The sequence below is a fragment of the Corallincola holothuriorum genome, from assembly GCF_003336225.1.
Taxonomy (GTDB): Bacteria; Pseudomonadota; Gammaproteobacteria; order Enterobacterales; family Neiellaceae; genus Corallincola; species Corallincola holothuriorum.
On the sequence record NZ_QPID01000002.1, the window covers coordinates 246,898 to 261,796 of the forward strand.

Here is a 14,899-nt window from a genome sequence, read left to right on the forward strand (position 1 = left end):
ATCAACCGCTGAATTGCTGCTTGCTAAAGCCACCAAGGAGAGCCGCCTATGGGACAGGAAGAAAAGATTCTATATATCCTCGACACCAATGTGCTGCTTCATGAGCCGCTAGCTATCTACAACTTCCAGGAGCATGACGTCATGGTTCCCATGACGGTTTTGGAAGAACTCGACAATATTAAAGATCGCAAAAAAGATGTCAGCCGGGATGCGCGGATTGCGATCCGCGCTATCGATGATGCATTGCGTGATGCTTCACCCGAAGAGATCACTGAAGGCGTACCGCTACCTACCGCAAACGTTGAAGCAGGCAGTGCCAGTGGGCACCTGTCGATTTATGCTGATCACGCTTTGCCGAAAGTGCAGGAACATTTGCCTACCAGTGCCAATGACAACCTGATTATTAATACCGCGCTTTATCTGCAGGAGGAGCGCAAACCACAAAAAGTGGTGCTGGTTACCAAAGATATCAATATGCGCCTTAAGGCCAAAGGCGCCGGTTTAACCCATGTAGAGGATTACCGGACTGACCAGCTGATCAGTGATGTCAGCATGTTAGCCAAAGGTTTCCAAGAGTTAGGCGGCAATTTTTGGGAGCAGGTCAGTGACTGCGAAACCCGCTCCGATGGCCGAGATACGGTGCAGGAAGTGACCGCACCGGAAATTGCTAACACCTATCCAAACCAGTATTTACTGGATGAAAGTGATCAATTTTGTGGTCGTGTCATCGGTTCGGATGGTGAACGCTTGCAGTTTCACGATTTGGGGCGCGAGCGTTTGATGAGCCGAACCGCCTGGGGGGTCTCGCCAAAAAATATCTATCAAGGCATGGCCTTGAATGCGTTATTGGATCCGGCGATTGATCTGGTGATCCTGACCGGGCCGGCCGGTTGCGGCAAAACACTGCTAGCGCTGGCTTGTGCGCTGGAACAGGTGGTAGAAACCGGGGTGTATGACAAGGTCATCGTAACCCGGAACACTCCGGAGATTGCCGAATCTATCGGCTTTCTGCCCGGTACAGAAGAGGAAAAAATGGCGCCATGGTTGGCAGCAATCACCGACACCTTGGAAGTGCTGCACAAGAGCGATGAAAACTTTGAAGGCAGCATGCATTACATCATGGAGAAGGCCAATATTCAGTTTAAGTCGATAAACTTTATGCGTGGCCGCAGCATTCAAAACTCATTCGTTATTCTTGATGAGTGCCAGAACTTAACTGCATCGCAGATCAAGACCATTATCACCCGTTGTGGTGAGGGCACTAAATTGGTTTGTTCCGGCAATTTGTCGCAAATTGATAGTAACTATCTGACTGCAGTTACATCCGGTTTAACTTACATTGTGGAGCGATTTAAAGATTTTGAAGGTAGCGCCAATGTGTATTTAAATGGCGTGGTGAGAAGCCGCTTAGCCTCTTTCGCGGAAGAGCATTTATAGGTTACTTTTCACGTTTTAAACAAATAAGGTCGCGAAGCGGCCTTTTTGTTGTCTAAATGTCGCCCGAATGGCTTATAAATCATTGAATACTAGACTAAGGTTAGAGCTAGTTTAGGTCTTTGGATTGATCACCGTTGTCAGTATGAGTAGCCTTTTTCGCACCGCTCGCAGTGTTTACTTAGTCACCGCATTTTTTATCTTGTTGGTGTCTGTGACCGTTTGGCGACTGACGGAACATAATATTCAGATATCGAAGCAACAGCAGGTTGCGTCGCTACAGACCGTTTTACGTATTACCCATCAAGCGTTGCTGTCTTGGTATGAGCAGCAGGTCAATACCCTGACCGCGATGATAAACAACCCCATTTATCGGCCGTTGGCTAATCAGCTGGACCTGCTACCAGCTGAGCCCGAATTGCTCCGAGCGTCGCCAGCGCATCTGACGTTGAATATGCAGATAATGCCGATGCTGACGCGGATGCGCTATACAGGCTACCAGCTGATAGATCGTGATGGTCTGGTGCTATCTAGCAACGAGCTCGATGCGATAGGTCAAGCCACCCCTATGCTTGCGCAATCTGAACTGGTTTCTCGTCTTTGGCGTGGTGAAGCCTTGATTAGCCTGCCGCTGAAAACACGCGGGGATAATCTTTCGTACCATCAGTATGTGGCGACACCGTTGTTTGACGGCGCCGATCAACCTTTTGCGGCGTTATTGATCCAGCAAGATGCAGAGCAGGGGTTAGGTCAAATATTGCAACGGGCGCGCCAAGGTAAGAGCGGTGAAGCATTTGCTTTCACCAGTGACGGGCTAATGCTGTCCAATAGTCGATTTGAAAAACAGCTCCGCGCGCTGGGGTTGCTGGATGCTGATCAGCGCAGCGCTTTAAACCTTAAGCTGGCAGATCCTGGCAGAGCATTAACTGTAAAGCAAAAAGCCGCCGTCGGGGCTAATCAGCCTCTGACATTTTTGGTGCAGCAGGCGCTTAAACAGGAGCAAGGCATCGATGTCGATGGCTACCGTGATTACCGTGGCGTGGAAGTGGTTGGCGCATGGCAGTGGGATGATAAGTTAGGCTTTGGTATTGCCGTAGAGATGGACGCCACCGAAGCATTTACCTTGTCCCGTCAGGGGATTTTTTCTGCGATTGGTTGGACTGTCCTGTTAGCTACCGGCACCTTGGCTTTTGCCATCATCATGATCCGCCATCGACGCCGCTTTCAAAAGCAGGATCGATTGCTCACCGAGCTGATTAATCGCGCCCCCATACAGTTGTCTATTAAAGATCTGGAAGGGCGTTATCTGTTGGTCAATGATGCGTTAGCGAGTCGCTATGGGCGGGACAAAAAGAACATTGTGGGTGGCACGGTTGAGCAGTTTCTTTCGCTCCCTGAAGCGCGCTTAGTGAGAAAACATGATCAAGAGGTGTTAGATACAACGCAGGTGCAGCTGTTTGAGGAAACATTTCACCTCGCTGATGAGCAAGAAGTATTACGCACCATACGCTTTCCTTTGCTCGATCTGGAAGGTCGTATTGAAGCGCTGTGCGCTATTGCCATTGATGTCACCGAAGAGGCATCGTTGCGCGAAGCGCTACGCCAGTTGAATGATGAGTTGGAGCAGCGGGTCGCCCAACGAACACTAGAAGCGATCCAGGCGAATAAAGCGAAAAGTGAGTTTTTAGCCAACATGAGCCATGAGATCCGCACGCCGATGAATGCGGTGTTGGGGATGGTGCAGTTGCTGCTGAATACCCCACTGACTGCGCAACAGAAAGATTACGTCGACAAGGCACAGCTTTCAGCCAAATCTCTATTGCAGATCATCAATGACATACTCGATTTTTCTAAAATCGAGGCGGGCAAACTGGCCCTAGAGAAGATTGAATTTTCCTTGGATAAGGTGCTGGATCAAGCGGTTAGTTTAACTTCCCATAAATTGGTAGGTAAGAATGTCGAACTGTTGTTAGCGCTAGATCCTGATGTACCGACTCAGCTGCTTGGTGATCCACTGCGTTTAACACAGGTGCTGACAAATCTATTAAGTAACGCCAGCAAGTTTACTCCCCACGGAGAGATCACCCTGCAAGTGCGTTGTATTGAAGAGCAGAGGGGCAACGCAAACCTGGAATTTAAAGTCATAGATTCCGGTATTGGTATTGAAGCTGAACGTTTAGAGTCGCTGTTTTCACCCTTTGAGCAGGCCGATGGCTCGACCACTCGGCAGTTTGGTGGCACCGGCTTGGGACTGTCAATCTGCAAGCGCTTAGTTGAGCTGATGGGGGGTGACATCTCGGTCACTAGCGATGTTGGGAAAGGCACCAGTTTCAGCTTCTGTTTGAATTTCGTGACCCTGGAGAAAGATGCTCCAATTTCGCTAAGTCGTGCGTTGCAAGGCAAGTTGGCTTTGGTGGTGGATGATAGCGCCGGTGCTCGAAACATCTACGCCAATATGCTGCAAAGCTTTGGTGTGGAGGTGGTTGAGGCGCAGGACGGAGAGGTGGCGTTAGCTGAGATTATGAAGCGGGCAAGGGCAAATACGCCGTTTCAATTGCTGTTGGTAGATTGGAAAATGCCGAAGATGGATGGTCTGCAGTTACTCGACCACCTGCTTGAGATGCAACATGAAAACCCGGTATTTGCCATGCCGCGGGTGCTCATGATGACGGCGTTTGGTTATGAAGATGATTTTGCCCGTCAGCACCATATGCTATCCAGTCGCACGCTTTATAAGCCGTTTACTCCCTCGGCACTATTCGATCAGCTCTGTGAGTTGTTCCAGGTTCAACCCTTGGTCGATGAGCATCAGGGCGAGCGCTATATCGATTTGACTGGCTGTCGATTGTTACTGGTGGAAGATAATCCAATCAACCAGCAGGTGGCCGCCGAGCTTTTGCTCAGTCGTGGTGCTGATGTGTCGATAGCGAGCAGCGGCGTGCAAGCGTTGTCAATGCAGGCTAAAGAGCAGTTTGATCTGATCTTGATGGATATTCAGATGCCTGAGATGGACGGTCTCGAAGCGGCGCGGCAGCTGCGTGACCGTGGCGTCGACACGCCAATTATCGCGATGACTGCACATGCGATGAATGAAGATAAAGAGAAAAGCTTGGCTGCGGGGATGAATGACCACGTCACTAAACCGATTGACGCCGACCATCTATTCTCTGTCATCGCGCACTGGCTGGGGCTGTCTCAGTCACAAGAAAAGCAGCAACAGGAATCACAAATTTTCAATGGCGATTTTGCCCTCCGTCAGTGTTCAGACAATAAAGTGTTGCTGGGCAATAGCTTGCGTAGTTTTGTTGGCGAAGCGGCAAAATCAATGGAGGCGATAGCCGAGTTCCATCGTAACCGCCAGGGCGAGGAACTTGTCGCTTTGTTGCATCGCCTCAAAGGTAGCGCGGGTAACCTAGGGATGCAGCCGTTGTCAGCGAGTTTGGCTCAGGGGCAACAGCTGTGCGAACAGAGTAACTATGATGATGAATATGAGGGATGGGTCACCGACTTCCGTGCTCTGTTTCAACAGACTATCCAATCAGTAAAAAGTTATTTAGATGACAACGCCGATCCTGTGTCACGTATCGTGCCAGTGCCAAGGGATGCGTTATTGGGGCGCTTGGAAGCGCTTCGCGTCCGGATTCAGGACGGTGAGTATATTGATGATCAGGAGATCGCTAGATTAAAGGCCAGCTTTAGGGCTGGTGAAGATAGTGCGTTATTTGAGCAGTTGAGCCTTAGTTTGATCTCCTTAGATCAGGAAGCCGCATTGAACTATTTGTCTCAACTGCTGGAATTATTGCGCGCCCGCTACAGATAATGAAGGCCGTCATGAGTATTCTGCCAGAAGTTGTAACCCTATGTTCGCAATCATCTAATGGCTGGGATCAGCAATTAAATGAGATCGATTGCCAGTGGAATCCACTGAATTCTGTTGCGCAAGTTGACGCAGCGACACCGCGATCAGTCAGTTTATTGTTGGTTGATAGCGCTATGGCTGACACGGCTGCGATTGGTCACTGGAAACGCCTTGGTTTTGGCGTGGTCGTGGTGACTGAACATAGTGATCCCGATGAGCAAACCGAGTTATTAAAAGCCGGTGCGGTCGATGTTTTAACGCTGCCTCTTTCCAATGAGTTACTCCAGCAGCGATTGTCAGGGCTTTGGCAATTGATCGTGGCTCAAGGCACGGTTGATCCATTGACGCAGTTACCTAATCGCCGAAGTTTAACGGCTCAGCTACAGCTGCAGTTGCAGAGTGCCCAGCAGCAAGGGTTGCCGTTTGCTTTGATGTTTGTCGATTTGGAGTTTTTCAAAGCCGTTAACGATCTGCACGGACACAGTTTTGGTGACCTATTGCTGCGTGAAGTGGCAATACAGATGGCGCAGGAGATCCCTGAAGATCATCTATTGTGTCGCTATGGAGGGGACGAGTTTGTGGTCTTGTTGCCGGCTGATGCCTCATCTGAGACTTTGGCGCGGCAGTTAGCGATACGGCTGATTAGCGTGTTAGAGCAACCTTTCGAAGTGCAGGGGCGACGCATTACCTTAGGTGCCAGCGTGGGGATCAGTATCTACCCTGAGCATGGTGACAGCGCCGAGCTACTATTGAAACATGCCGATATTGCGATGTTTCATGCGAAGAGCCGTGGCGTTGGTGATGTCATGCTCTATTCTCGCTTTATGGCGGAAGATTCTGATTATCGCCAAACCCTGGAACAACGCTTACCTACCGCACTCGCTGAGCAGCAGTTGGTTATGTATTACCAGCCTGTTGTTGATCTTTTGGCATCCAAAGTTGTCAGTGCAGAAGCATTGCTGCGCTGGGAAGAGCCTGAGTTGGGGTTGATCTCACCTGGCGACTTTTTACCCGTGATTGATGCCGCAGGTCTTGGTGAGCAGCTGGGTGAATACATTCTTAACCAGGTATGTCAGACCTTAGTGTGCTGGCAGCAGGCGGGGATCCAATTATCGATTGCTATCAACTTATCAAACTTCCAGCTCGACACTGTCGACTTCCTCAATCGGGTTCACTCAGTTGTTGAAGCGCACGAACTGGATATGCATCAACTGCAGTTTGAGATCACTGAGTCGATGCTGTTTACCTCAACGGAGCGCAAGCTAGAGCAATTGTCATCGCTGCGCCGTGCCGGTGCGGAGATCATCCTGGATGATTTTGGTTTTGGTCGCTCGGACCTCAGCACCTTGATCCGAATGCCCTTGTCCGCCATTAAGATTGATAGACGTTTTGTTGCCCAAGCCTGTGACAACAGTGACATGCGCCTGTTGGTAAAAAGCTTGATCCAGTTTGCTCAGTCACTTGATAAGCGGGTGGTTGCTGAAGGGATAGAATCCCAGCAACAACGTGATTTGCTGCTATTTTTGGGCTGTGAGATGGGGCAAGGCTTTGAGTTTGCCCATCCAATGCCGGGAGAACTCTTTATTGATTGGTACCATCAAGACCATGAGTTACGGGTCATCACGCAACCAGCACAGCAGTCCCCACCGCTGACAGAGGAGCGTGAAGGCTTTTGAAGCAGGGGATACTAAAGCGCTATACGCGCACCATTCGACTCGCCTATCTTGGCGTTCTCTTGGTGGCGTTAATAGCGTCTTTGGTACTCTATCGTCTGCATAGCGACGAAGCTTTTGCTCGCCATAATGCGGGCATTGAAGATTACGCTGAATATGTCGACAAGCTGTTGGGCAATAGTGCCCGCGCCATGGGGGGGTTAGCACAGTTTGCTGCTGACCACCTTAGCCAGCCATTACTGATCAATCGTCCCTACCTGTTAAGTCACTTTGAAACCAATGAGTTAGAGCTGCATTACCAGGAGATCACTGAATCCAGTTATCGGCGGGTTTCCGGGGTGCATTTTGGCCGCATTCTTGGCCGTGGTTCCATGTTGGGACGGGACGAGTGGTTTTATCGTGAGCTGATGATGGTCACCGATCTTGATACTGGCCTACTGATGTTAGAGATGGCGGTACCACAAGTCGGGGCTATGTATTACTGCTCAGATAGCGGTTTCGTCAACATGTTCCCCTGGTCACCTAAATATGAAACGGTTGCGGCGACTCTGCTCAACAATGTGCGCAGTTGTGCGCAGCAAGACGCGAGCTGGTCAGAGCCACATGTGTCACAGGTACTGCGTCAGTTGGTAGTGACCTTGTCTGAGGTGATTCAGATCACCGATGACCGACGTGGGCGGGTGGCGATGGAGCTGCCGCTGGCTCTGTTAACCGATTACCTGAATCAGCAGAAGGCGTTGCCGGGCAGTGCGATGTTGGTGGATGCCAAGGGTAACGTGTTGGCGCATGAAAAATTAGTTAAGCAAAATGAGCTGACGATTTATAACTGGCGTACCGGCCTACCGGAAGCGTTACAACAGTATAGTCTGGAGGAGTTAAAGTCATTTATCTCCGGTGAGGTTGTCGCAGGGTATCATCTGAAAGTAATGGGGTTGCCGAATGCCCCTTGGCATCTGGTTTATGTGACACCAGAAGAGCAGTTACTCGCGCCAATGCAGACCGAATTTGCACTTAATCTGTTTCTGCTGTTTGCCGGTCTATCCGTGCTGGTGTCGGTGACCAACCATTTATCCAAGTTAACCTTCGTACAGCCGGCAACGGAACTGTTGCATCACATCGAAAATTGTTCCGAAGGAAATATTCAACGTGATTATCCATCGCCGACGGGGTGGAATGCGTGGTTTGATGTTGTTAGTGAAACCTTTGCGCAAAAACGAGCGCTGCTTCGGGCGCTAGAAGAGCAGAATGTTCATCTGGATAAGCAGGTTGCGGAGCGGACAAAGGAGCTGCGGTTGCGCAGCGAGCAGCGCGAGAAAGAGTACAGCTTGCTGCGTTCGTTGATTGACTCTATTCCTGACCTTATCTACTTCAAGGATGAACAGGGGCGTTATCTCGGAGCTAACCGCGCTTATGAACAGGCCCTCGGGGTCGCGGAAGTTGATTTGGTGGGGGCTCTTGAGCCGCAGTTAAATCCTGTTAACGGTGATGACACCGCCGAAGATGCCCGAGTCTATCGGCGTCGCGAGCAGGTCAGTAAACGCGATTGGTATCAGTTGTCCGATGGCTCTGAAATGCTGTTGGATACGTTACGGATCCCGTTTTTCGACAGTAACGGCGATTTCCTCGGGTTGATCTGTATCGCCAGGGATATGAGCGCACAGTATGAAGCGGAGCAGAAACTCCATGCCAGCGAACGGCGCTTCCGTACGGCATTGGAAGCGGTGGCCGATGGTTTGTGGGACTTTCAGGTTGATGGTACCGCACTGTTTGCCAGTGATCGCTTTTGGACCATGTTGGGGTATGAACCGGGGGATCTGCCATTCACGCGTAATGCTTGGCTGGGGCTGGTAAGTGAGCGTCATCGTATCGAGTTCAGTGATAGGTTGAAAGAGTATCTATTGGGATCGATGCAGGGGTCTAGCCAACGCTTTGACTTTGAGTATGAGTTGATTGGTAAAGAGGGGCAGCCAGTTTGGGTGCGTGTGCGTGGTAGCGTAGTTGAGTGGGACGAAAATGGTGCGCCGGTGCGTATGTTGGGAACCCACAGTGACATTTCACAACGTAAACAGTTTGAGCAGCAGTTAGTTAAAGCCAAGCAAGACGCTGAGATGGCGAGTCGCTATAAAAGTGAATTCTTGGCCAATATGAGCCATGAAATCCGTACGCCAATGAACGCGATTATCGGTATGTTGCGGCTTAGTTTGAAAAACCACCCAGAACCGCCATTGTCGACCTACTTGGAGAAAGCGCGCGGTGCTGCCGATGGTTTACTCGGGATTATTAATGACATTTTAGACTTCTCAAAAATTGAAGCTGGACGTATGGATCTGGAACAGATCCAGTTTCAGTTAGAAGAGGTGATTGAACTGGCGCTTAGTCATGTGGTGGTGCGAGCGGAGCAGAAACAGGTCAAGCTGCTTGTTGATTTGGCACCATCGCTACCAGGCATATTGATAGGCGACCCGCTGCGTTTTGGTCAGGTACTCAACAACTTGTTAAGTAATGCTCTCAAATTTACCGAGCAGGGGGAGATTCGATTAACCCTTAGCGGCGAGCAGATCGGCGGAAACAAGGTGAGGCTTAATGTCTGCCTGGCGGATACCGGGATCGGTATCGATCCAGCGGTACAGGAGCACCTGTTCGATGCATTTCGTCAAGCGGATGGTTCAATGACCCGTCGCTTCGGTGGTACCGGTTTAGGCTTATCTATCTGTCGTCAGTTAGTGGAACTAATGGCTGGCACAATTCAGGTTGAAAGTACCCCAGGTCATGGCAGCACGTTTAGTTTTGATGCGATCTTTGTTGCGCCAGAGAAAGTGGAAGTAACGCGTCCAGCCTTACCCTATTCTACCGCCTTGATGTGGCTTGAAGACCATGAAGAGCAAGCGCGTTTACGGAAGATGCTGGGGCTGCTGGGTATCGATGCCAAGACGGTGTTAGGTCACTTGGGGCTGGCGGATGCGTTGCGACAATCCTCAGAGCCTGTGCTGCTGTTTGTGGAACAGTCCCACCTTGATGACGCTGGCCTGATTAAGCTGTTGGAGCAGGAAAAAAACTGGCTACTTTTGGTCTTGGGTAGTTACTCCCATTTGTTGCTACCTGATGTGTTAAAAGGCAAAGCGGAGCTATTGCTACGGCCTCTGTTACCCAATCGATTACATCGCCAGTTATCTCGTTTATCCCGTGGAGAGATTGAAAGCAGTGAGTCTGATGCGACAACGCTGCGTAATCTGCAAGGAAAGCGTGTGCTGCTGGTGGAAGATAACCCGCTAAATCAGGATGTCGCGCTGAGTCTGTTGGGGGATTATCAATTAGAGATCGATGTGGTCAATGATGGCGCGAAAGCAGTGACCATGGTGCAACAAAAATCATTTGACCTAGTATTGATGGATATCCAAATGCCAGTTATGGACGGTTTGACGGCGACCGAGACCATACGCGCCTTACCCAAAATGGGTGATTTGCCGATTGTAGCGATGACGGCTCATGCCATGGCAGGAGACAGAGAGAAGAGCATTAACGCTGGGATGAATGACCATATCACCAAGCCGATTAGCCCAGAGGCGATTGATCAGGTGTTAAAGCGTTGGTTACTTAGCGAAGAGCTTGCCTCCGATGGCGAGCCCATAGAGCCTGCCGTTATTAAACCTAAAGTGGTGCTGGATAGAGTGTTTGCGCTGCGTCAGTTCAGTGGCAACGAGACTGCGCTATTGAGCGCGCTAACGCAGTTCTGTGATCGCTACCGAGCGCTTGCCGCGCAGATGGTGTCGGCAGAGACGTTGGAAAGCGACCAGCTCAAGCGCGATGTGCATACACTAAAAGGTGTGGCAGGTAATCTGGGAGCAACTATATTGGCAGAGCAATGTGTTAGCTGGGAACAGGCCGCCGATGAGCAGCAGGTTCCATTGTCTGCGTTGGGGCAAGCGCTAGCAGATGCCATTGCCGCGATGGAAAAACTTATTGCCACAGACGACAGTGTTGCCGCTACTGGGTTGTCGCCCTCAGTTTCTCCGCGGGAAGCATCCGTGGTCGATGAGGCGTTTGGCTCGCAAGCGGTTCTGATGGTAGAACAGATGATTAGTGCGTTGGAGTCTAGCGAATATGTTGATGAGCAAGCATTGCAGCCACTAAAAGAGGAACTTACTGGGGATGGTTTGGCGTTCGTCAACGCCCTTTCGCAAGCACTTAATGCGTTTGATAATGATGAGGCCATTGCTAAGGCATTGTTACTTTTAGAATATTTAAAACAACAGCCACGAGAAGCTGAAGGTGTCAGTGAATGAGTAGTTTAATCACTAAAACAACGGTACTGATCGTTGATGATGAGCCGATTAATATTAAGTTGTTGGCGCAGGCGCTATCTCCACGGTATCGGGTTAAAACCTCCACCAGTGGTGAAAAAGCGCTACAGATCGCTATTTCTGACGATCCGCCCGATCTGATCCTGCTGGACGTGTTGATGCCGGAGATGGATGGCTATGAGGTATGCCGACAGTTAAAGCAGGATGCACGCTCCAAAAATACGCCGGTGGTGTTTATCACAGGTAAAAATAGCAGTGAAGACGAAGCCAGAGGGCTAGAGTTGGGCGCGGTTGACTATATTACCAAGCCATTCAATCTGCCTATCGTGATGGCGCGGGTGAAGAACCATATTGCGCTGAAAAAGAAGAATGACCTGCTTGAGCAGTTGGTGTTTATTGATGGCCTGACAGAGATCCCTAACCGTCGTCGCTTTGATGAGCTGTTAGAGGCTGAGTGGCTTAGAGCTCGTCGTAACAGTACACCTATCGCCGTGCTGTTGATGGATATAGACAGTTTTAAGCTGTTTAATGACAACTATGGTCATACCGAAGGTGATGACTGCTTACGAGCGACGGCTGCAGCGTTAGCTAATGCGTTGCGACGTCCGGCGGATTTTGTTGCCCGTTATGGTGGTGAGGAGTTCGTGGCGATTGTGCCAGAGGCAACCGAAGACGCAGCGGTGGCTTTGGCGGAAAAGATGCGTGCCGCAGTCGAAGCGCTACAGGTGCCCCACGAGTATTCAGAGGTCGCTTCCGTGGTGACGCTGAGCGTCGGTGTCGCTGCGACGGTACCTTCTCTGGAACGCACGCCTGAGCAGCTTATTCAGACGGCCGATGAGGCATTGTATAAGGCAAAGCAAGCGGGACGTAATCGGGTGGTTTCTACCCAGTGTTAGTGGCTGATGATAGCCTTTGGCCAGAGGCTTAGAGGCAGACGTTAGGGCAGTTCGAGCACACTAAAGTGATTATTTGCTATCGCGTTTTTACTCGAATCGCTCGCCTCTGCCAGGGGAAATAATCCAGGGCCAGCCACTTCCGCCACCAAGTAGTTGATGCCATCGGCGGTGATCTTTATATCTGATTCCAAATAGGGCATACGTAAGCCCAGCATGGCGTGGTTAGGCATATAGATCATTACGGCATTTAGCTGCGGATAGACAGCCTTTAAGATCGCCGCCATCAATACCGCTTTGCTATCACAATCCCCTCTATTTTCAGCTAACACCCTGAGTGGCGGTAAGTAACCTAACCCTGCCGATGTGATCCGAGAATCCTGAGTGACATAGGGGATCGACTGGACAAAGGGCAAAATGAAATCAGCCATCTGTCTGGCGGATATCGTTGGAAACTTCTCCTTGAGTAAACGCCCTAAGGGTTTCATCGCTTCCATGCTCAGCTCCATGTAATAAGCGTGATCCGGGATCACACCTTCTTCCCCCCAAGGGCTGGTATATAGCTTGTAATGGTTGCTTTTATAGTAGGCTTGTTGCGCTTCTTTTGCGGCTTGCGCCAGCTCCGCTTTCACCTTGCTGCGTAGTTCGGGATCGTCGGCTTTTACCCGCCAGCTTAATTGGTGAGGCTGTTGGGTAATATTAATTTGCACCTGCTTATAGTCGTAGCTTGCGGCCGCTTTTTGCAGGGCAATGAAGGTGTTTCTATCGGCAATCTGTGGACGATAGGCGCGTACTTTCTCTTGTTGATCCTGTAGTGCTTTATTGCTGATGGCGAACGCAAGCGACTGGGTGTTCTTCTGCCGGTCAAGCCAACTGAAACTCAGGTTAAGTGCTGTGTCTGTGTATTGCTGCTGGGCGGATATCTGCTTGCCGTGGATCTCGGCAGAAACAAGGCAAAGCAAAGCCAACCATAAAAATGGCTTATTCATATATTATGTTTACTCCTTATGATCCAAATCGGCAAGAGATCGCCTTTCTGTAGTTTTTTTCAGCAGCGGTATTCAAAACTGTGTGTTTGATGCTTGTTTCCAGTATGGCGAACGCATAACGTGACGGGTTGTAGCTAACAGGATGTGATGACTATTTCGGGAGTCGGTATGTTGAAAAAAGCGCTAATTAGTCTGTTTGCGCTGTTGGTCACCGGTGGTGCCTTGTTGCTAGGTGCTACTTTCATCCATGGACAGTATTACCTCAATCTTCAACATCAGCAGTTGGTTCGGATGACGGACAGTGTCAATGCCGAACTGCGCTTGGCTTCGAAGCATTTTTCACTGTTTGGTAGTGAACATCGCTATCACCTGCAGATGCCTGAAGAGGAACAAGCTACGCCAGTAGCCTCATCACCACTAGAATTTGTAAACAGTGCCGTTTATTGGCCACACAAGGTCGAGATCACCACAGAGCTAGTCGCCCCTGCGGCTTGGCAAAGCCAGCTCGATAACGAGCGCTTGCCAATCAAAGCCATTACCGAAGTTAATTTCCTGGGTGAGATTAACGGCGAAGTGACGATGGACAACTGGTTGATCGAAGACCCAATGCTGGGCGTCGTACAGTTTCAACCAGCGTTGATGAGCTATCAGGGGGGAGCTGAAGCGCTGTTGTTGGATCTGAACTGGGATGGATTCAGCATCAATGGCTTAGCGGGTGAAGCGCGTTTGGCCGGGCTGAGACTCGAAGTAGACGCTGTGCCTTTGGGAGGCGGTTTTTATACCGGCTCAAGTAATCTGTTTATCACCAGCTTTGATGCCTCAGACGATACGATGCAGCTGTCGCTGAAGGAGTTCGCCGTTGAAAACGGATTAACCGAGCAGGCCGATCGACTTGAACAACGTATTAACCTGGGGTGGCAGGCGATCTCCATTAATCCGGGGATGGGGCTTTATCATTCAGCGCAGAGTCACCTGAAGATGAGTGTTAGCGGCCTCGACAAAGGCGCTTGGATGAATGCCAAAAACGCATCGCAGCAAGCCGAGCTCAGTGCCGAAGATGCGCAACAGTTGTTATTAGCACTGTTGCAAAAAGGGCTGGCAATTGACATCAATGCGTTGAAGCTTAATTTGCAGGATGCGAACCTAACCGCGCAACTGCATCTCAAGCTCCCGCCCAACCAGTTAACGGAGTTTTCGCAACTTCCACTGTTGAAAGAAGAGCTGACAGGTGATGGCAAGCTCGTTGTTGATCACCGTTTATTGCAATTGCTACCAATACCCCCCGATTTTATTCAGCAGATGGTTGCATTGGGCTATATCGGTTTTGATGAAACCACGGAGCAATACCGTACTGAAGCGGAGCTGCAACAAGGTCAGCTGCAATTGAATGGTCAGGCGTTACCATTATAGCTGCGATATAGTTTTAAGGGTTCTGAATGACAAAGCCGCGTTTAATAGCGCGGTTTTTGCTTTTTTTAGGTTCTATTCTTGCTGCAATTAACGTACGACTTTTCGTCAAATTTCTATTTTTATTGATCGCTAGGTGGGGCATTTTTTCTTTCATTTGATCTATGTGTCGCACCATTCAAGTCCAGCTTCTATCCCTATTTGAGCATTCGTGGTTCGCCTCGCTTTCTATTTCATACCCCTTTAGGGGTGCCTTTGTTACCCCCTGAAACTTATGTTTATTCCTTTGTTAACAATGGGTTAATTATTTTTTTAAAAAGTTGGTACGCATTGTGTACTACCT

7 protein-coding genes are annotated in these 14,899 nt (G+C 49.9%); 6 read left to right on the forward strand and 1 reads right to left on the reverse strand.

All coding sequences use genetic code 11. The features are described 5' to 3' along the window. Positions 1–48: 48 nt before the first annotated feature. From DU002_RS04090 to DU002_RS04110, 5 genes are all read left to right on the forward strand, one after another. Positions 49–1,437, forward strand: coding sequence for a PhoH family protein (locus DU002_RS04090; protein WP_114337089.1), 1,389 nt, complete (start codon positions 49–51; stop codon positions 1,435–1,437). Positions 1,438–1,579: 142 nt separating this feature from the next. Continuing rightward, positions 1,580–5,254: a response regulator gene (locus DU002_RS04095; RefSeq protein WP_114337090.1), complete on the forward strand. Its 3,675-nt coding sequence runs from the start codon at positions 1,580–1,582 to the stop codon at positions 5,252–5,254. Between the two features lie 11 nt (positions 5,255–5,265). Then, on the forward strand, positions 5,266–6,969 hold the full coding sequence (locus tag DU002_RS04100; RefSeq protein ID WP_158537955.1) for a putative bifunctional diguanylate cyclase/phosphodiesterase: 1,704 nt from the start codon (positions 5,266–5,268) through the stop codon (positions 6,967–6,969). Continuing rightward, positions 6,966–11,249 (forward strand): ATP-binding protein, encoded by a 4,284-nt coding sequence (locus DU002_RS04105; RefSeq protein ID WP_114337092.1) that lies wholly within the window; start codon positions 6,966–6,968, stop codon positions 11,247–11,249. The genes DU002_RS04100 and DU002_RS04105 overlap by 4 nt, the downstream gene beginning before the upstream one ends. Continuing rightward, positions 11,246–12,163, forward strand: a complete 918-nt coding sequence (locus DU002_RS04110) for a diguanylate cyclase domain-containing protein (RefSeq protein WP_114337093.1) — start codon at positions 11,246–11,248, stop codon at positions 12,161–12,163. Before DU002_RS04105 ends, DU002_RS04110 begins: the two co-directional genes overlap by 4 nt. A 41-nt stretch (positions 12,164–12,204) precedes the next feature. On the opposite strand, the gene DU002_RS04115 is transcribed toward DU002_RS04110, so the two are convergent. Further along, positions 12,205–13,149, reverse strand: a complete 945-nt coding sequence (locus DU002_RS04115; RefSeq protein ID WP_114337094.1) for a hypothetical protein — start codon at positions 13,147–13,149, stop codon at positions 12,205–12,207. A gap of 168 nt (positions 13,150–13,317) precedes the next feature. Between DU002_RS04115 and DU002_RS04120 the strand changes: the two genes are divergently transcribed. Continuing rightward, on the forward strand, positions 13,318–14,559 hold the full coding sequence (locus DU002_RS04120; RefSeq protein ID WP_158537956.1) for a DUF945 family protein: 1,242 nt from the start codon (positions 13,318–13,320) through the stop codon (positions 14,557–14,559). The last annotated feature ends 340 nt before the right edge of the window (positions 14,560–14,899 follow it).

What these genes read in the sequence shown, in the direction of transcription:
- DU002_RS04090 (WP_114337089.1), top strand. Translation starts at nt 49, where the DNA reads ATGGGACAGGAAGAAAAGATTCTATATATCCTCGACACCAATGTGCTG.
- DU002_RS04095 (WP_114337090.1), top strand. Translation starts at nt 1,580, where the DNA reads ATGAGTAGCCTTTTTCGCACCGCTCGCAGTGTTTACTTAGTCACCGCA.
- DU002_RS04100 (WP_158537955.1), top strand. Translation starts at nt 5,266, where the DNA reads ATGAGTATTCTGCCAGAAGTTGTAACCCTATGTTCGCAATCATCTAAT.
- DU002_RS04110 (WP_114337093.1), top strand. Translation starts at nt 11,246, where the DNA reads ATGAGTAGTTTAATCACTAAAACAACGGTACTGATCGTTGATGATGAG.
- DU002_RS04115 (WP_114337094.1), bottom strand. Translation starts at nt 13,149, where the DNA reads ATGAATAAGCCATTTTTATGGTTGGCTTTGCTTTGCCTTGTTTCTGCC.
- DU002_RS04120 (WP_158537956.1), top strand. Translation starts at nt 13,318, where the DNA reads ATGTTGAAAAAAGCGCTAATTAGTCTGTTTGCGCTGTTGGTCACCGGT.